16 protein-coding genes are annotated in these 17801 nt (G+C 63.7%); 11 read left to right on the top strand and 5 right to left on the bottom strand.

The genetic code is table 11. The annotated features are described in order from the left end of the window. Positions 1–141: 141 nt before the first annotated feature. The 5 genes from rsmA to KEC45_RS12450 form a co-directional block, all read right to left on the bottom strand. Complete coding sequence (gene rsmA, locus KEC45_RS12470; RefSeq protein ID WP_238586589.1) at positions 142–981, bottom strand: 16S rRNA (adenine(1518)-N(6)/adenine(1519)-N(6))-dimethyltransferase RsmA; 840 nt, start codon at positions 979–981, stop codon at positions 142–144. Further along, the gene (pdxA, locus tag KEC45_RS12465) at positions 978–1997 is read right to left on the bottom strand and encodes a 4-hydroxythreonine-4-phosphate dehydrogenase PdxA (RefSeq protein ID WP_062178814.1); all 1020 of its coding nucleotides are present in this window, start codon (positions 1995–1997) and stop codon (positions 978–980) included. The genes rsmA and pdxA overlap by 4 nt, the downstream gene beginning before the upstream one ends. Continuing rightward, positions 1997–3337, bottom strand: a complete 1341-nt coding sequence (locus tag KEC45_RS12460) for a peptidylprolyl isomerase (protein ID WP_062178817.1) — start codon at positions 3335–3337, stop codon at positions 1997–1999. Before KEC45_RS12460 ends, pdxA begins: the two co-directional genes overlap by 1 nt. A 515-nt stretch (positions 3338–3852) precedes the next feature. Continuing rightward, positions 3853–4341: a transcription elongation factor GreB gene (gene greB / locus KEC45_RS12455; RefSeq protein ID WP_062178820.1), complete on the bottom strand. Its 489-nt coding sequence runs from the start codon at positions 4339–4341 to the stop codon at positions 3853–3855. 6 nt (positions 4342–4347) lie between these two features. Continuing rightward, positions 4348–6378 carry a lytic transglycosylase domain-containing protein gene (locus tag KEC45_RS12450; protein WP_062178823.1) on the bottom strand — a complete coding sequence of 677 codons (2031 nt, stop codon included), beginning with the start codon at positions 6376–6378 and terminating at the stop codon, positions 4348–4350. Positions 6379–6478: 100 nt separating this feature from the next. Here KEC45_RS12450 and dapA point away from each other — a divergent pair, with 100 nt between their 5' ends. The 11 genes from dapA (at position 6479) to KEC45_RS12395 (ending at position 17738) form a co-directional block, all read left to right on the top strand. Next, entirely contained in the window at positions 6479–7354 is an 876-nt protein-coding gene (gene dapA, locus KEC45_RS12445; RefSeq protein ID WP_062178826.1) for a 4-hydroxy-tetrahydrodipicolinate synthase, read from the top strand. 8 nt (positions 7355–7362) lie between these two features. Beyond that, on the top strand, positions 7363–7848 hold the full coding sequence (smpB, locus tag KEC45_RS12440) for an SsrA-binding protein SmpB (protein WP_062178829.1): 486 nt from the start codon (positions 7363–7365) through the stop codon (positions 7846–7848). A 47-nt stretch (positions 7849–7895) separates the two neighbouring features. Further along, positions 7896–8474 carry a DUF2062 domain-containing protein gene (locus tag KEC45_RS12435; protein WP_062183658.1) on the top strand — a complete coding sequence of 193 codons (579 nt, stop codon included), beginning with the start codon at positions 7896–7898 and terminating at the stop codon, positions 8472–8474. Positions 8475–8570: 96 nt separating this feature from the next. Further along, positions 8571–10625: a M13 family metallopeptidase gene (locus KEC45_RS12430; protein ID WP_062178832.1), complete on the top strand. Its 2055-nt coding sequence runs from the start codon at positions 8571–8573 to the stop codon at positions 10623–10625. Between the two features lie 128 nt (positions 10626–10753). Continuing rightward, a complete protein-coding gene (locus KEC45_RS12425; RefSeq protein ID WP_238586717.1) occupies positions 10754–13099 on the top strand; it encodes a response regulator in 2346 nt (781 codons plus the stop codon). Then, positions 13089–13442 carry a response regulator gene (locus KEC45_RS12420; protein WP_062178838.1) on the top strand — a complete coding sequence of 118 codons (354 nt, stop codon included), beginning with the start codon at positions 13089–13091 and terminating at the stop codon, positions 13440–13442. Before KEC45_RS12425 ends, KEC45_RS12420 begins: the two co-directional genes overlap by 11 nt. Before the next feature lie 121 nt (positions 13443–13563). After that, on the top strand, positions 13564–14643 hold the full coding sequence (gene recA, locus KEC45_RS12415; RefSeq protein WP_062178841.1) for a recombinase RecA: 1080 nt from the start codon (positions 13564–13566) through the stop codon (positions 14641–14643). A gap of 152 nt (positions 14644–14795) precedes the next feature. After that, a complete protein-coding gene (speB, locus tag KEC45_RS12410; protein ID WP_252171088.1) occupies positions 14796–15641 on the top strand; it encodes an agmatinase in 846 nt (281 codons plus the stop codon). Positions 15642–15659: 18 nt separating this feature from the next. Continuing rightward, the gene (locus KEC45_RS12405; protein WP_062178843.1) at positions 15660–16286 is read left to right on the top strand and encodes a glutathione S-transferase family protein; all 627 of its coding nucleotides are present in this window, start codon (positions 15660–15662) and stop codon (positions 16284–16286) included. After that, entirely contained in the window at positions 16276–16869 is a 594-nt protein-coding gene (locus KEC45_RS12400; RefSeq protein WP_062178846.1) for a hypothetical protein, read from the top strand. Before KEC45_RS12405 ends, KEC45_RS12400 begins: the two co-directional genes overlap by 11 nt. Positions 16870–16997: 128 nt before the next feature. Then, positions 16998–17738 carry a hypothetical protein gene (locus tag KEC45_RS12395; RefSeq protein WP_062178849.1) on the top strand — a complete coding sequence of 247 codons (741 nt, stop codon included), beginning with the start codon at positions 16998–17000 and terminating at the stop codon, positions 17736–17738. Positions 17739–17801: the final 63 nt, after the last annotated feature.

Here is a 17801-nt window from a genome sequence, read left to right as displayed (position 1 = left end):
TCGGGGCGCTCATAGGGCTGAACTTTCCTGAACTTTGGAATATTGCGCCGCCCTTGCGCCGTTCCCGGATCCACCCGGGCGATGTCCAAAGAGAGCAACGACAGCTCACCACCCCTAGTCTGACATTCGAGACGATGCGCGTCAGCTACCCAGTGCGCGCGCCAGTGCCACCCATTCGGCGACGCTGACCGTCTCAGCGCGCCGCGTCGGTTCGATCCCCAGCGCTTCGGCGGCCGACACTGCGCCCTCTACACCTTTCAGGCTCTGTCGGAGCATCTTGCGGCGCTGGCCAAATCCCTTTTCGGTCAGCCGCGACAGCAGCTTGGGGACGATGCCCTCCGGTTGCACGGCCGGCGTTACGTACACGATCGCCGACATGACCTTGGGCGGCGGGGTGAAGGCCGATCGATGCACCTTCATTGCGATCTTCGCGGTCGAACGCCACTGCGCGAGCACTGCAAGCCGACCATAGGCGTCGGTCCCGACCGGTGCGACGATGCGCTCGGCGACTTCGAGCTGGAACATCAGCGTCAGCGACAGCCAGCGCGGCGGCCACTCGGCAGGCTCCAGCCAGCGCGTGAACAGCGCGGTGCCGACATTATAGGGCAGGTTGGCGACGATATGATAAGGCGCGCCGCCGGTCAGCGCGTCGACATCGACCGCCATCGCATCGTCGGCGATAACCGTAAGCTGGCCCGGAAAGGCTTCACCGAGTTCGGCAAGCAACGGCAGGCAGCGGTCGTCGCGTTCGACCGCGATCACCTTCGCCCCCGCGCGCAGCAGCGCGCGCGTCAGCCCGCCGGGCCCCGGACCCACCTCGAACACCGTGGCGCCATCGAGGTCGCCGGGGATAGCCGCGATCCGGTCGAGCAATTGTTCGTCGAACAGGAAATTCTGCCCCAGCGCCTTGCTCGCCTGCAGCCCGTGCGTGCGTACGGTCTCGCGCAGCGGGGGCAGCGGCGTCTGCGGCTGGATGCTCACTTCGCTGGCGCGCAGCTACGTTCGCGCGCCGCAGCCATGCGCGCGGCCATCGCGATCGCGGCAATCGTCGGACCGGGATCGGCCTGGCCGGTGCCCGCGATATCGAACGCAGTACCATGGTCGGGCGAGGTGCGGATGATCGGCAGCCCGAGCGTGAGATTGACGCCGTCGTGGAAATGCAGCGCCTTGAACGGTGCCAGCGCCTGATCGTGATAGCCGCACAGCAGCGCATCATATTGGTCGCGGATGCCGGGCGCGAAGAGCGCGTCGGCCGCTAACGGGCCGTCGACGAAAATGCCTTCCTCGGCCAACTGGGCAACCGCGGGTGCCATGATGCGCTCTTCTTCGCTGCCCAATTGCCCGCTTTCGCCGGCGTGAGGATTGAGCCCTGCGAGCGCGAGGCGCGGTGTCTCGATCCCGAAATCGCGACGCAGACCCCGCGCGACGATCCGCGCCTTGGCAACGATCAATTCGCTCGTCAGCCGATCGGGGACGTCGGCAAGCGGGATATGAACGGTCAACGGCACAACGCGAAGGCTTGGGCCAGCGAGCATCATCACCGCATTGGTCGCGGTGACGCCGCAGCGTTCGGCGATGAACTCGGTTTGCCCAGGATGGGTATAACCGATGCCGTGCAGCGCATATTTCGACACCGACCCGGTAACGAGCGCCGAACTCGCCTGATTGCGGGTGAGTCCGATACCAGTTTCGAGCGCGTGAAGCGCACAGGTCGCGCCCGCCGGAGTGGGCTGGCCGGGGGTCAGTGGGCCGCTTTCCTCCAGGTGCCAAACGGGCAACGCGTCGCCAAAGGCGCGAACGACCTCGTCCATGTCGCCAACGCGTGCGACCGGCCCGTCCCAGACGGCCTCGATCGCAGCGATATCGCCGATCGCAACGAAAGGCGGCAGATCATGTTCGCGGCGCGCGGCCCACGCACGGGCGGCGACTTCGGGGCCGACGCCGGCCGGGTCACCCATGGTGACCGCGATCGGCTGCCGATTATTTTGAACCGTCATCAGCTATATTCGATCACGGCATCCCGGCGCAGGTCGCGCAGATAGCGCTGGGCCCGCTTGTTGACCTTGTCGTCGAGCAATTTCTGCTCGATCTGCTCGAGATTCGGCGCGGTCGCGGTCTGCGGCATGTCGCGACCGCACAGTACAAGGACGCTGACCCCTTCGTTCGCTGCGCCGAAGGGCTGCGTCGTCTGACCGATTTGCAGGCTCGCCAATGTGGCCTGCAGCGGGCCGGGCAGCGCGCGCATTTCGATATTGTCGCGCGAGACCACCGAGGCGCCGAGGCTCTGGGCCACCGCATCGGCGGCACCGCAACCCGCAATGCTACGGGTCTTTTCGGCGAACTGACCTGCAAGTTCCGTCGCCTTCGCCTGCGTCGTACCCGCCGGGAAATCGAGTGAAATCTGTTTGAGGCTGAGGATCGCGTCGCGTGGATCGGCGGTCAGGACCTGACGGCGATCGATCATCAACATGATCGAAATGCCGCCCGGCACTTCGATCGGCCCGACGAGCTGGCCCGGCTGCATTTGCGTTGCGGCTTCGCCCATCGAACCCGGCAACTGCCCGGCCTTCACCCAGCCGAGGTCGCCGCCGACGACAGCAGTCGATGCTTCGGAGAACTGGCGCGCATAGGCGGCAAAGCTGCCGCCAGCCTGCAACGCCTGAATGATCTTCTTGGCATTTTCGGACACCGCTGCGGCGGTTTCGGGTGTCGTCGACAGATAGATTTCACCAAGGTGGAACTCGTCCTGGCCCTTGGAATTTATGAGCTGGTCAGCGACGATCTTGACCTCTTCGGGCGAGACATTCGTCGTCGACTGAATATTGCGCGAGAGCAGGCGATCCCACGCGATTTCGCCGCGAATCTGCTGTTTCACCGCCGCCGCCGAAGACCCCTTCGACACGAGATAGTTCGAAAATTGTTCAGGCGTCTGCTTGAAACGCGTCGCGAGGCGCGCGAACTGGCCGTCGACGACATTTTCGTCGATCGAAATCTCGGCAGCCTTTGCTTCCTGGATCTGCAATTTCTCGTCGATCAGGTTGCTGAACACCTGCGTACGCAGCCGCTGGATTTCCTCGGGCGGCAGCTCGACATTATTGTTCGCGATACGGATCAGCGCCATCCGCTGTTCGATGTCCGTCGCGGTAATAATCTCTCCGTTCACCGAAGCGGACGGGCGATAGACGTTCGGCTTGGCATCCCCGTAAAGCTGTACATTGCCGGGAATGTTGAGGCTGGTGGTCGGCACTTCGCTGTCGGCGACGGTCTGCGCCAGCACGGGCGTCACGCCGACGGCGGCCAGTGCGATCAGGCCGGTCATGGTCGAAAATTTGGTCATCTTTACCCTATTCGAGAAAGTCCGGACGCTCCGTATCAGCGGAAATGCCCGATGGTCCAGCGCAATCGGCCATTGGAGCCATTTGATGCCCTGCGGATACGCCAACAACGCTGAACCTAGGCTGAGCGAAGGGAGCGCGGACATCGGGCTTAAAGCCGCAAAAGCCCCGCATACGCGCATCGATTTTGCGTCCTTTGTGGCTTTTGGAGATGTTTGCGGAAACCAGCTATTTCAAAGAGCGGATCGGAAGCCGGCATGGCGCGATAAAGTAGGACAGTGATTTTTGCAGATGGGTTGCAGGCTGGTTCGGGGGTGGGAGCTGTCGTTGCTTCCTTATTCCTTCGTCATCCCGGACTTGATCCAGGATCCCGCTTTTTGACGCGCTCATTGGCTTCGGCATTAAGCGGGATCCCGGGCCAAGCCCGGGGTGACGATATGGGGAGGGCAACTATCGGTTTCTTTTCGTTATTCGCCGTTGAGTGATGTTTCGGCGAACGCGCGAGAGGCGGGCGATATCAGGTCGCGGGATAGCTGACCGCCATTACTTCCCATTCCTTGGGCCCGGCAGGGAGTTGCACGGTGCGCAAATCGCCGACCGCGGCGCCGCGCAACGCGCGGGCGAGGGGGCTGTTCCAGCCGATCCGGCCTTCGCCTGCCTCGGCCTCGTCGTCGCCGACCAGAGTGACGATGCGCCGTGCGTCGTCATCGTCGGCGAGTTCGACCGTGGCGCCGAACCAGATGCGGCTCTTGTCGGGCTGTTCGGCAGGATCGACGACGCGGGCGACCTTCATCCGCCGGGCGAGGAAGCCCAGCCGGCGGTCGATCTCGCGCAGCCTTTTGCGGCCGTAGATATAGTCGCCATTCTCGCTACGGTCGCCGTTGCCCGCGGCCCAACTGATCACCTCGACCAGTTTCGGGCGCTCGTCGCCCAGCAGCGCGTTATATTCGGCGCGCAGCGCGGCATAGCCTGCCGGGCTGATGATGTTCGTCTTTTCCCCCGCCATGAAGCGTTATCCGGGCGTCCGTTTGCCGAGATAGAAGCTCAGCGGCGCCTGCTGCCGCGATCCGCTGCCGTCGCGCAGCGTGTCGTAGACAACGGCATTTTCGAGCACGCGCTGGACATAGTTGCGCGTTTCGAAAATCGGGATCGCCTCGATCCAGTCGACCATCTCGATCCCGCCACCGCGCGGATCGCCGTTGGCGCGCAGCCATTTGTTAACATTGCCGGGACCGGCGTTGTACGCCGCGACCGCGAGCGGATAGCTGCCGCCGAAATAACGGAGCATCTGCTGGAAGTAGGTCGAGCCCAGCATCATGTTGTAATTGGTGTCGGTGGTCAGCGAGCCAGCGTCGTAGCTCATGCCGAGCTTGCCCGCGACTTCGCGTGCGGTGCCGGGCATCAACTGCATCATCCCGCGCGCGCCGGCGTGGCTCACCGCCTGCCGATCGAACTGGCTTTCCTGCCGCGTGATCGCATGGATGAAGGTCCAGTTGCTTTCATGACCCGCAGGGACGCGCACGGTCGGGAAGCCCGATACCTCGACCGCGTCGAGGCTGTTCGCCTGCGCGCTGCGGCCGATCATCACGCCAAGGTCGGGGCGCCCGATTTGCGACGCGAGCCTGCCTGCGAGGACATGGTCGGCCGGCGAGGTGGCCTTTTGCGCGAGCGCGCGCAGGAACAGCGACTGTTCGCGCCATGCACCGATTTCGCCGAGCGCCCGTGCGGCGCGTACCAGCCGGTCGTCCTCGAACTCGCGGCGGTCGTCGTTGCTGACCTGGATGGTCGGGTCCGGTGTCGGCTTCGGCTGCGGACGGTTCAGCCGCTCGAGCGCCAACTGGCCGTAGAATTGGTCGTAATGTTGAGCGGCGTCGGCGAAATGCGCGTTCGCGGTACCCGAATCTCCGGCGGCAAGCGCGGCGCGGCCGGCCCAATAAAAGCCTTTGGTGCGCGTCTGCGCCGAGCGGGCGGCTTCGCCATAGGCGCGGTACAGCCGCACCGCTTCGGCGGGACGGCGCAGGTCGCGATAGGCGAGCTGCCCGGCGAGCCAGGCGAGCGAGGTATAATCGTCGCGCACGCCAAGCGGTGTCTCGCGGATGACCGTCCCGGCCGGGAAGGCGTCGTCGAGCTGGCGCGCGATATTATAGGCGGTCGACTTGTCGCCGCCATCGCTAGCCTGCCGCGCGTTGGTGAGCAGGGTTTCGAGCCATTCTTCGGGATCGGTCGGCGCCTTTGCCAGCGATCGCGGCGCCGCAAGCAGCGCGCGAGCCTCGCCGACGCGCCCGGCCTTGCGCAGCCAGGTCGCCTTGTCGGTGATATAGCCGGCGTCGGTACGGGTCAGCGACGGATTGGCGCTTTCGGCGGCCGAGGCCTGGAAAGCCGCGTCGACCGACGCATTGCGCATCGCGAGGCGCGCCGCGAACACCGCGCGCTTGTCGGGCGAGGTGAAGGCGAGCTGGCGGCTCGCCGCCGCGGTTGCGCCCGACCAGAGCAGGCGGTCCATCCGCGCATCATGGTCGGCCGGCGTGATAGCGCCAGGAAACATGCTGAGCGCACGGCTTGTTTCATAATCGTCGAGCGGGCCGCTCGTCCACGCGCGGCGCACGGCGGCGGCGGCATCCTCGCGGCGGCCCGTGGCATTGAGCGCGAGCGCATAGCGGAGCTGCCCGCTTGCGGTCTGTGGCGGGTAGGCCTGGAAATAGGCGAGGGTGCGTTGGGGGTCATAGCTGTCGAGCGAGATCGCCTTTTCGGCGCGCTTGCGCATGGTGTCGCCGTCGGGCCAGCCCTTGTTCGCCATCAGGAAACGCGAAAGCTGGTCGAAAGAGGCGCCGCTATTTGCGGTCAACCGCCGCCACTCGAGCACCGCGTCGCCCACCGAATTGGTCGACGGCGGCGATCCCGACTGGGCGGCGAGGCCCATCTGGGCGCGATACCATGCCATTTGTTCGGGGGTGAGTTCGCTGGCGTGAACAGCCGTGGGGAGAAGGAGGGCCGCGGCGAGCGCGAGGCGGGAGATACGGGTCAGCGAAATCATACCGGCCATAGTAGTGCCAAACTCCTTGCGGGGCGCTGAATAGACGTCCAATAGCGGCGCGCTGGCCGGATTCTATCGGTCACAGCGGGTAATTGTAAAGGAGCGGAGCATGTTTTCGGGTTCGATTCCCGCTTTGGTGACGCCATTTCGCGACGGGGCGTTCGATGCCCCGACCTTCGCGCGCCTTGTCGATTGGCAGATCAAAGAAGGCACCAGCGCGCTGGTTCCGTGCGGAACGACCGGCGAAAGCCCGACGCTTGGCTTCGACGAACATTATCAGGTGATCGATACCTGCATCGAGGCCGCGGCCGGTCGCGTACCCGTGATCGCGGGCTGTGGGTCGAACGACACCGCGACGGCGATCCGCCACATGCGTCACGCACAGGCGGCCGGCGCGACCGCGGCGCTGATCGTCGCCCCCTATTACAACCGGCCGAGCCAGGCCGGAATGATCGCGCATTTTCAGGCGTTGGCAGATGCCAGCGACCTGCCGATCGTCGTCTATAATGTTCCCGGCCGCACCGTCGCGGACATCAGCGCCGAGACCCTGTGCAAGCTTGCCGAAATGCCGAGCATTGTCGCGATCAAGGATGCGAGCGGCGACCTGGCCCGCGTGACCGCGCACCGCGCGGGCGCCGGTAAGGACTTCTGCCAGCTTTCGGGCAATGATGACCTTTGGCTGGCTCATGCCGTCATGGGCGGCGCAGGCTGTATCTCGGTCACCGCCAATGTCGCGCCGCGCCTCTGCGCCGATTTCGCCGCGGCCTGTGCCGCGGACGACTGGGCGCGCGCGCGGACGCTGCACGAGCGCTTGTTCGATTTGCATAATGCGATGTTCTCCGACACCTCGCCGGGACCGGTCAAATATGCATTGTCGCGTGTCCATGACTGGTTTTCGCCCGAAGTGCGCCTACCTATTATCCCGGCGAACGATGCGTCGCGCGCCGCCGTCGATGCCGCACTGTCCGCGGCTGGAGTAATCTAGGTTTCGTAATGGCCCGTCCGCAGTCCGCCGCCGAATTCGACAAGAAGAAGATCGTTGCCGAGAACCGGCGCGCGCGGTTCGACTTTGCCATCGACGAGGTGTTCGAGGCTGGGATTGCGTTGCAAGGAACCGAGGTCAAGTCGCTGCGCTTTGGTGAAGGGACGATTGCGGAGAGTTACGCCGAGGTAAAGGGGCACGAGGTGTGGCTGGTGAACAGCAATATTCCCGAGTTCAGCCATGGCAACCGGCACAATCATGAACCCAAGCGGCCGCGCAAACTATTGCTCAGCGGCCGCGAGATCAACAAGATGCACGCTGCGGTCGCGCGGCAGGGGATGACGCTCGTTCCGCTGTCGATCTATTTCAACAGCCGCGGCCGCGCCAAGGTCGAACTGGCGATCGCCAAGGGCAAGAAGGCGCACGACAAGCGGGAGTCGATCAAGGAACGCGATTGGAAGCGCGACAAGCAAAGATTGATGAAGGAACGCGGATGAGCGCGGGCAAGCCTCGCGACCCGGGAACCAAGGACAAGGCGGCAGTGATGAACTGGATCCGCCGTAACTCGCCGACGCGCGAGGAATTGCTCGCGAGCCGTTTCGTCAAGCCGTTCGCACACCGGGTCGCGCACAGCCATTTGTGGCGTTTCACCCGTACTTCGGTACCGCGCGGCACCGCACTTGGGCTGTTCGTTGGCATATTTTTCCTGATCCCCGGGGTGCAGATCCTTGGCGTGGCGCTGCTCGCGCTGCCGGTCCGGGCGAATATTCCGATCGGCGCCGCGATGACTTTCCTGTCGAACCCGGTGACGACGCCCTTCATCATCCTCGCGTCGGTGTGGCTCGGCGACTGGCTGTTCGGCCTTCACGCCAATAGCGCGACCTTCTCGGCGATGATCGAACATGGCGCTTCGGCGGGGGAATGGGTTCGCTGGGTCTTTTCCGACGCGGCGCCCGCAATGCTGGCGGGGCTGTTCGTTATTTCGCTCGTTTCCGCGGTCGTTGGTTACATCCTTGCCTCGATTTTCTGGGACAATTGGATCCGGTTGCGCTGGCGTCGGAAACTCGCGCGCGCACGCGACCAACGACATGAGGCATCGACCAGCGACACGGCCGCCGGTTGAACCCCCAAACAGCAGGCGTATAGCTGTTCCATCGCTAATCTTTGCCGCCCCTGCGCGGTGTGGATTTTCGCTTCATATTGAAAACTGGGGAATATCATGACTCTGCATATTTCTTCGCGCCTGATGGCGACCGCTGCGCTTGGCGCGCTGATGCTCGCCGCTGTTCCGGCTGTCGCTCAGGAAAAGCCCGTCACCACGCCCGCGACCACCGCCGCCAAGCCTGAAATCGGCGATTTCGGCTTCGACCTTTCGGGCATGGACAAGAGCGTCCAGCCGGGCGACGATTTCTACACCTACGCCAACGGCACCTGGGCAAAGAATACGAATATTCCCGACGACAAGTCGAACTATGGGATGTTCACAGCCCTCAACGACCTGTCGCAGACGCGCACGCGCGAGATCCTCGATGCCGCCAAGGGCGACCCTAGCAGCATGATCGGCCGCGCCTATGCGTCCTACCTCGATTCGGCGACGGTCGAAGCCAAGGGCCTCGCGCCGATCCAGCCGTGGCTGAACAAGATTCGCGCCGTCGAAAAGCCGGGTCTCGCGGCGCTGCTCGCCGAAGCCGACCGCAGCGGGGTCCAGCATTTCTTCGGCGGTTATGTCGGGCAGGACGACAAGAATCCGGACGTCTATGCCTATATCATCTTTCAGGGCGGCATCGGCATGCCCGACCGCGACTTCTATCTGAAGGAAAACGAGCGCAACACGTCGCTGCAAGCGGCCTACCTCAAGCATCTCGAAAATGTCCTGACGCTTGCGGGCGAAACCAATGCCGCGGCACGCGCCAAGGCGGTCTATGATTTCGAAAAGCAGGTCGCGACGATCCATTGGGACAAGAACGACAGCAGCGATGCGACCAAAGCCTATAACAAGATGACGATCGCAGAACTTGCCAAGGCCGCGCCCGGTTTCGACTGGTCGACCTTCATTCGCGGTATCGGGGTCAAGGAAGACACGCTGATCGTGTCGCAGCCGAGCGCGTTCACGGGTGAGGCCAAGCTGCTCGCCGACGCGCCGATCGCGGTGATCCGGGATTTGCTGATCGTGCGCAGCCTCGACAGCTTCTCGGGCGCTCTGCCGGACGCCGTCGCGAAGGAAGCCTTCTCCTTCTACAGCACGGCGCTTTCAGGTACGCCGCAGATGGAAGAACGCTGGAAGCGCGCAGTCGATTTTACGACGGGCAATCTCGGCGACGCTGTCGGCAAGGATTATGTCGCGAAATATTTCCCGCCTGAAACCAAGGCGGCGATGGACACGCTGGTGAAGAATGTCCTTGGCGCGATGGGCCGCCGCATCGACGGGCTGACGTGGATGCAGCCGGCGACGAAGGTCAAGGCACGAAAGAAGCTTGCCAATTTCACTACCAAGATCGGCTATCCCGATCAGTGGAAGGATTATAGCAAGCTGGAAATCCGCGCCGACGACCTGTTCGGCAACGCGCTGCGGTCGAACCAGTTCGCCCATGACGACAATATCGGCCATCTCGGCGGGCCGATCCGCCGCTGGGAATGGTTCATGACGCCGATGACGATCAACGCCTATGCCAATTTCGGCATGAACGAGATCGTTTTCCCCGCCGCGATCCTGCAGCCGCCCTTCTTCGATCCGCACGCCGACGCGGCGGTGAACTATGGGGGCATCGGCGCCGTCATCGGTCACGAAGTCAGCCATCATTTCGACGATCAAGGCGCGAAATATGACGAGACGGGCAAGCTTGCCGACTGGTGGACGCCGGAAGATGTGAAGGCATTCGAGGCCGCGGGTCAGGCCCTTATCGCGCAGTATAACGCTTACGAGATTCTGCCCGGCGAACATATCGACGGCAAATTCACGCTGGGCGAGAATATCGGCGACCTTGCCGGCCTGACCGTCGCTTATGACGCCTACAAGGCGTCGCTCGGCGGCAAGGAAGCTCCGGTGATCGACGGTCTTACCGGCGACCAGCGCTTCTTCCTCGGCTGGGCACAGGTGTGGCGGCGCAACTATCGCGAGCAGAATCTGTCGCAGCGCATCACGACCGATCCGCATTCGCCCTCGATCCAGCGGACTTGGGTCTCGCGCAATCTTGACCCTTGGTATAAGGCCTATCAGATCAAGCAGGGTCAGAAGCTCTATCTGGCACCGAAGGACCGCGTTCGCATCTGGTGATGCACCAACTGGAAAGCCGATCATTGACCGTGCAAAGCCTGCCCTCCGCTGATGGTGATTTCATCAGGGGGGCGGGGCCCGCCGGGCCTTTGTCGGCCCCGGCGGGTCTGTCGCAGGTCGACAAGGCGGTGCTCGGCGGGTTGGCTTTGCTGTCCGGCGCCCTGCTGTTCTGGGCGACGCGCGATATGGTGCTGGCGAGCGGTTTCCTCGCCGGGCTCGCCGTCGCTGCTGGTGGGGTGCTCCTCGCGCGCCGGTTGTTTCCGGCGGCGGTGACGGGCGAAGCGGTCGCGCCCGACTGGACGATGCTGCGGCAGGCAGTCAATCACGACGATGTTGCGATTGCCGTTACCGATCGCGGCGGGCGGATGGTCTGCGCCAACGATCTGTTTGGAACCTGGTTCAACGGCTTCGTGACGCCGCCCGGCCTTCCGCTCGAGGGCCGCGGTGCCGAAGTGCTGAAAAATGCCGGCCGCATCGCGTGGCGCGACGGCGAGGGCTATGCCGACGATCTTGGTGTCGGACCGCTGCAGTTGCGTGCGCAGGTGACACGCACGGGGCAGTCGGACGATTATCTCGTCTGGCGCTTCTCGGCTGTCGAACGGCTCGACCTGGTGGCCGAGATCGTCCGTAATCTGGACGGTCCCGCAGGACGCACGCTCGGTCACGCCGGGGTGATGGCCGCCCTCGTCAGCGCCGAAGGACGGCTGCGAGTCGCCAATCAGGCCTTTCTGCTCCGCGCGCTGGGCGAGGATGACGCACTCCATTATGCTGGCCGCGACGTGGCGCCGATGATCCGGCTCGACGATGCCGGGGCGCTATATTTCGCGCGCGAGGGCGATCGTGCGACCCCGGTGCGACTGATCCAGATACCGCTCGCGCCCGCCGACACCAACACGCCGATGTTGCTCGCGATGCTCGACGAGGAAATGGGGCCGACCGATCGCGGTACCGCGCAAACCTATGTCGAAACGCTGCTGTCGCTGCTGCCCTTCGGGCTCGCGATGGTCGATCGCGACGGGCGCTTCCTTTATATGAACCGCGCCTTCGTCCGCGCCGCGAGCCTGCCCGAGGGCAAGATGCCGCGCTACCCCGGCGACATCGTCGTCGGCGAGGATAAAGGCCCGCTGTCCGACATGATCCGCCGTCACAGCAGCGGGCAGCAGGTCGGGGGCGATCTCTCGATCCGCCTCGCGGGGCAAAGCAACGAACCGGTGTCGATGCGCGTGGTCGGCGTGCGCGGGCTGGGTGAGGCCGCGGTGCTGCTCAGCCTCAAGGATTCGAGCGAGGAATCGCGGCTCAAGCGGCAGGTCGCGCAGGCGTCGAAAATGCAGGCGGTCGGGCAGCTTGCGGGCGGCGTCGCACACGACTTCAACAATATCCTGACCGCCGTTCTGGGGGCGTGCGACCTGATGCTGATGCGTCATACGCCGGGCGACAGCGACTATGACGATATCCAGCAGATTCGCAGCAACGCCAACCGCGCCGCCAGCCTGACGCGGCAATTGCTCGCCTTTTCGCGGCAACAGACGCTGCGTCCGCAGATACTCCAGCTACCCGACGTGATTTCGGAGGTGTCGCACCTCCTGAAGCGCCTGATCGGCGAGACGGTTCAGTTGTCGGTGCATCACGGTCGCGGCCTTGGTGCGGTCCGCGCCGACCCGGGCCAACTCGAACAGGTAATCATCAACCTCGCCGTTAATGCGCGCGATGCGATGCCGGGCGGCGGGACGTTGACAATGGAGACCTTCCCCGTATCGGCGGCCGATGTGCGCCAGATGGGCAATGAATTCATGCCGCCCGCTGATTATTGCGCCCTGAAGGTCAGCGATACCGGCATCGGTATTCCCGCCGATGTGTTGCCCAAGATTTTCGAACCCTTCTTCACGACCAAGGATGTCGGCAAAGGTACGGGACTCGGGCTCTCGACCGTTTACGGGATCATCAAACAGTCGGCGGGTTTCATCTTTGCCGACAGCAAGCCGGGGCAGGGGACAAGCTTTTCGATCTATCTGCCCGTTCACCGTGCCGAAGGCGAGGCGCCCGTGGTCGTGCCGCCGCCGGTCAAGCCGAAGAAGAGTCAGTGGGGCACCGGCACGATCCTGCTCGTCGAGGATGAGGATATGGTCCGCGCCGTTGCGGAACGCGCGCTGACTCGTGCGGGTTATAGCGTCGTTACCGCCGCGCAGGGTGAAGAGGGGCTCGAACGCTTCACGCAAATGGAGAAGATCGATTTGATCATCAGCGATGTTGTGATGCCGACGATGGATGGGCCGGCGATGGTGCGTGCGATGCGCGCGAAGCGGCCGGACCTGCCCGTTCTGTTCATGTCGGGCTATGCCGAGGAGCAGTTGCGCCAGTCGATTGACATCGACAATGTCGCCTTCCTGCCGAAGCCCTTCTCGGTCGCACAGCTTGCCGAGGCGACTTCGGCGGCACTCGACGATGCCGCGCACCGGGTGTCGAATGGCCAGTAATCATCCCATCCTGCTCGTCGAAGACGATGTGCTGATCGGCATGATGCTTGCTGACATGTTCGACGCACTCGACCTTCCCGAACCCGCGCAGGCGACCACCAACGAGGAGGCGCTCGCGCTTATCGCAGCCCAGCCACTCAGCGGCGCACTGGTCGATATCAACCTTGGCGACGAAAAGGGCTGGCCGGTTGCGGACGCGCTTGCCGAACGCGGCATCCCCTTTGCCTTCACCTCGGGCGGGGGCGACGTCATTCCGCCAGCTCACGCGCATCGCAGGCTGATCACCAAGCCGTTCCGGATCAGCGACATTGAAGCGGCGCTCGAGGAGTTTTCGGCAGAATAGCGAGCCTTTCGTCCAGGTGGATTTAATTTTGTTCTTCACTTGTTCCGTGAGAACAAATGTGGCACATAGTTCCGGCGTTGCGATGCTTCTGCTGTCGCTCTAGAGCTGGAAAGGGACGGCCATGGCCGGACAATTGTCACTCGTCGAATCGGGGAAATCAGTGAACAACACGGACAGGCAGAAGGCGCTCGACGCCGCGCTCGCGCAGATCGATCGCGCGTTCGGCAAGGGCTCGGTAATGAAATTGGGTTCGAAGGAAGCCATGCAGGTCGAGGCGATCTCGACCGGCTCGCTCGGCCTCGATATCGCGCTCGGCGTCGGCGGCTTGCCGCGCGGCCGCGTCATTGAAATCTATGGCCCCGAAAGCTCGGGCAAGACGACGCTAGCGCTGCACACGCTCGCCGAAGCACAGAAGACCGGCGGCACCGTCGCTTTCGTCGACGCCGAACATGCACTCGACCCCGTCTATGCCCGCAAGCTTGGCGTGAACATCGACGAACTCATCGTGTCGCAGCCCGACACGGGCGAGCAGGCGCTTGAAATCGTCGATACGCTCGTGCGTTCGAACGCGATCGACGTGCTCGTCGTCGACTCGGTCGCAGCGCTGGTTCCGCGCGCCGAAATCGAAGGTGAGATGGGCGACAGTCACGTCGGCCTGCAGGCGCGCCTGATGTCGCAGTCGCTGCGCAAGCTTACTGGCTCGATCAGCCGCTCGCGTTGCATGGTGATCTTCATCAACCAGCTGCGCATGAAGATCGGTGTGATGTACGGCAACCCCGAAACCACGACCGGCGGCAATGCGCTCAAATTCTATGCCTCGGTCCGCCTCGACATCCGACGCACCGGCCAGATCAAGAATGGCGACGAAATCGTCGGCAACACCACGCGCGTGAAGGTGGTGAAGAACAAGGTCGCGCCGCCGTTCAAGCAGGTCGAATTCGACATCATGTACGGGCAGGGCATTTCGAAAATCGGCGAAATCCTCGACATCGGCGTCAAGGCCGGGCTTGTCGAGAAATCGGGTGCATGGTTCAGCTATGACTCGATCCGCATCGGGCAGGGCCGCGAAAATGCGAAGAATTTCCTGAACGAGAACCCCGAATTGCGCGAACGGCTCGAAGCCGCGATCCGCGGCCGGACCGACGCGGTGGCCGAAGAAATGATGGCCGGCCCCGACGACGAGGGTGACGACGACCTGTAATAGCCATCCGGCCGGTTCGCCCTTGCGTGGATCGGCCGGCTAACGGCGGCGGGCTTCCAGCCCCCTCTTTGCCCCTTTGGGGCGCCTGCATTCCCTCTCCCCTGCAGGTAGGCCCGCCCGCCGTTGATCTTCTCGCCGCCGTTGCGGCTTGCGTGGACCTTGGCAGCGGCTACAAGCGGCGCATGCCCGCGATCCGCCTTTTCGGCTTGCCCACCGACATCAACAGCAGCTTCGAACGCGGTGCCGCCGCCGGTCCCGGCGCGATCCGCGCCGCGCTGTGGAGCGACCGCGGCAATATGGCGAGCGAGCTCGGCCCTGAAATCGGCACCGACATCGCGCTCACCGACGATGGTGACCTAGCGCTGACCGAAGACACCGTGCAGGACGACGCCGCGATCCGGCGGCACATTGCCTATGTTCGCGAAGATGGCGAAATTCCGCTCGCGCTCGGCGGCGACCATGCCGTGACCTTTCCCCTCGTCGAAGCTGCGGCGACCTGCCACGGGCCGGTGACGATCCTTCATTTCGACGCGCATCCCGATCTCTACGATGACTTCTCCGGAAATCCGCGCAGCCATGCTTCGCCCTTCGCCCGCATCTGTGAGGCGGGTCATGCCAAGAGGCTGGTGCAGGTCGGGATTCGCACGCTCAACGCGCATTGCCGCGAACAGGCCGTCCGGTTCGGGGTGGAGATCGTGCCGATGGCGGACTTTACGCCCGACATGGTGCCAGTGCTCGAAGGGCCGCTCTATATTTCGATCGATCTCGACGGTCTCGATCCGTCCGCCGCGCCGGGCGTCGCGCATCCCGAGCCTGGTGGCCTGACGGTGCGCGAAATGCTCGCCGTGCTGCACAAACAGACCGCGCCGATCGTCGGTGCAGACATAGTCGAACTCCATCCCGGCCGCGATATCGGCGACGTCACCGCAATTCTCGGTGCCAAGCTGGTGCGCGAACTTGCGGCGCTGATCGACCGCAACGGGCCGTATCAACCCTGACGTCCAAAGGAACATGCCATGAGCCTGATCGTCCATCATCTGAACAACAGCCGTTCGCAGCGCATTCTTTGGTTGCTCGAGGAAATCGGCGCGCCGTACGAGATCAAATATTATGATCGCGACCCGGTGACCAACCTCGCGCCGCCCGAACTGCTCGCGGTCCATCCGCTCGGCAAGTCGCCGGTGATCGAAGACAATGGCAGGGTCGTCACCGAATCGGGCGCGATCACCGAATATCTGTGCGAGCGGCACGGCGGCGGCCATCTGGTTCCCGAACGCGGGACCGACGATCATATCAGCCACCTCGAATGGCTGCATTTCGCCGAAGGGTCCGCGATGACGCCGATCCTGCTGCGCATCTATACCGCGCGCCTTGGCGAAGCCGCGGCGCCGATCGAGCCGCGCATTGGGCAGCAGCTCGATTCGCACTTCGCCTATATGGAAAGCCGCGTCGGGGAGAATGGCCACTTCATCGGCGACAGCCTTTCGGCGGCCGACATCATGCTGAGCTTCCCAGCGGAGATAGCGATCATGCAAGGGATGGCGCCGCGCTATCCCAAGCTCGCGGCCTTTGTGAACGCGTGCCACGATCGGGCGGCATGGCGCCGAGCGCGAGAAAAGGGCGGCGCTTATTATGGCTATTGATTTTCGGGGCCGTGCCTTCCTTTTCGGCGTGGCCCTGATTGCCGGCACGTCGGGGGCGATCGCAGCGCCCCCGACGCTCGCACCCGAAGTCGAACGCGAGATTGTCGCGCCCGAAGGCCGCACGTTCAAGCCGTCGCCGTCCGATGAGGAAGGCGCGATAGACCGGTTCGCCGAATATACGCTCGCGCTCGAACGGCGCGATTTCGCCGCCGCCTATGCGATGCTGAGGCTGTCGTTCCAGGCGTCGAACCCGCGGCTGGAATGGGAAATGAACCTGCGGAAGCGGCCGACGCTGTGGGCTGACGGGCAAATACGACCGCTTCGCCTCAGCTGGTATCTTGATCCCGCCGGACAGCCGGCGGGCCTTTATGCTGCGTTCGATTTCCGCGGGGATCGCAAGGACGGGACGATGGACTGCGGCTATGTCGTCGTTCACCGCGCGACCCCTGCTGACGGTTGGACCGTGGTACGTACCGATACGTCCGAGGTGCCGGCGGACCTGATCGAGGATGGCGTGCCCAAAGTGGACGTGCTTCGGCAATTGCCCTGTTATCTGGGCAAGGGGATCGCGACAGACATTTGATCCAACGCGAAATTTTGGCTTGTCAGTTACCACCCGTCTGAGCACGATCATATGTGGGGCGCCGGGACCGAATCGCGGCGCGAAAACGCAGGGCCGGGGGGCACTGCGCAAGTGGTGGGGAACAGACTATGGCGACGATATTCGTGGCTGCCTTGCTGGCAGCGGCATCGACGACACCTGAAATCAAGATCGAGGCGGTGCCGGGCCGCGGCTATGCGGCGACGACCCCGCTCATCGACGAGAATCAGTATAATCCGGTCATCGAGCGGATAAAGGTGATGGCGACGGAACGGTGCGGACGGCTGAAGGTCCGGTTCGGGCGTTATTTCTTCGACAACCAGATCGACGTCGAACGCGGCGTGACGGTGATCAAGGATTTTCGTCAGGCCTTTTCCTGCATCGACCCCGCGACCGATCCTTATAAGCCGGTGCCCGCCGACTGGAAGGCGAGCGCCGCCGACACTACGGCTGCAACGCAATATGTGACGCGCTTCCTCGACAATCTCGACGCCGGCAACGGGCGCGCGCTGGCGGCGATGATGGACCCGCAACTCGAAGCGACGACCGCAGAAATGAACCGGTTCAGCGGCGAGGCAAAGATGCACCAGACGGGCACAGGCAAATTCACGCCGCGGCTGGACGGCTGGCTCAACAATCCCCCCGATGCAAGCTATCCCGGCGCCTATGCCTATTTCGCGGTTCTCAGCTCGCACCCAGGAATTGCCGGTACATGCGGCGGCGTGCTGCTCTATCGCGTCAACGAGAGCAAATATCAGATCGCGCAATATGACGTGCGATATATCTCGCAGCGGCTGATCGACGAAGAAGGGATGAGCGACGAGGAACTCGATCGCCTGTGCCGCCGCTAGGCGATGGGCGGGGCGGCGTGCATCACGCTTGAGAAACGCGCCGTTCCGCACTAGATCGCGCGC

The sequence above is a fragment of the Sphingopyxis sp. USTB-05 genome (genome assembly GCF_023822045.1).
Classification (GTDB): Bacteria; Pseudomonadota; Alphaproteobacteria; order Sphingomonadales; family Sphingomonadaceae; genus Sphingopyxis.
The sequence above is the reverse complement of the archived record's forward strand: the minus strand, read 5'-3'. Positions and strand labels throughout refer to the sequence as shown.

What these genes read in the sequence shown, in the direction of transcription:
- greB (WP_062178820.1), bottom strand. Translation starts at nt 4,341, where the DNA reads ATGGCGGGGGAAAAGACGAACATCATCAGCCCGGCAGGCTATGCCGCG.
- smpB (WP_062178829.1), top strand. Translation starts at nt 7,363, where the DNA reads ATGGCCCGTCCGCAGTCCGCCGCCGAATTCGACAAGAAGAAGATCGTT.
- KEC45_RS12435 (WP_062183658.1), top strand. Translation starts at nt 7,896, where the DNA reads ATGAACTGGATCCGCCGTAACTCGCCGACGCGCGAGGAATTGCTCGCG.
- recA (WP_062178841.1), top strand. Translation starts at nt 13,564, where the DNA reads ATGGCCGGACAATTGTCACTCGTCGAATCGGGGAAATCAGTGAACAAC.
- KEC45_RS12460 (WP_062178817.1), bottom strand. Translation starts at nt 3,337, where the DNA reads ATGACCAAATTTTCGACCATGACCGGCCTGATCGCACTGGCCGCCGTC.
- KEC45_RS12405 (WP_062178843.1), top strand. Translation starts at nt 15,660, where the DNA reads ATGAGCCTGATCGTCCATCATCTGAACAACAGCCGTTCGCAGCGCATT.
- dapA (WP_062178826.1), top strand. Translation starts at nt 6,479, where the DNA reads ATGTTTTCGGGTTCGATTCCCGCTTTGGTGACGCCATTTCGCGACGGG.
- KEC45_RS12430 (WP_062178832.1), top strand. Translation starts at nt 8,571, where the DNA reads ATGACTCTGCATATTTCTTCGCGCCTGATGGCGACCGCTGCGCTTGGC.
- KEC45_RS12450 (WP_062178823.1), bottom strand. Translation starts at nt 6,378, where the DNA reads ATGGCCGGTATGATTTCGCTGACCCGTATCTCCCGCCTCGCGCTCGCC.
- pdxA (WP_062178814.1), bottom strand. Translation starts at nt 1,997, where the DNA reads ATGACGGTTCAAAATAATCGGCAGCCGATCGCGGTCACCATGGGTGAC.
- KEC45_RS12420 (WP_062178838.1), top strand. Translation starts at nt 13,089, where the DNA reads ATGGCCAGTAATCATCCCATCCTGCTCGTCGAAGACGATGTGCTGATC.
- KEC45_RS12395 (WP_062178849.1), top strand. Translation starts at nt 16,998, where the DNA reads ATGGCGACGATATTCGTGGCTGCCTTGCTGGCAGCGGCATCGACGACA.
- KEC45_RS12400 (WP_062178846.1), top strand. Translation starts at nt 16,276, where the DNA reads ATGGCTATTGATTTTCGGGGCCGTGCCTTCCTTTTCGGCGTGGCCCTG.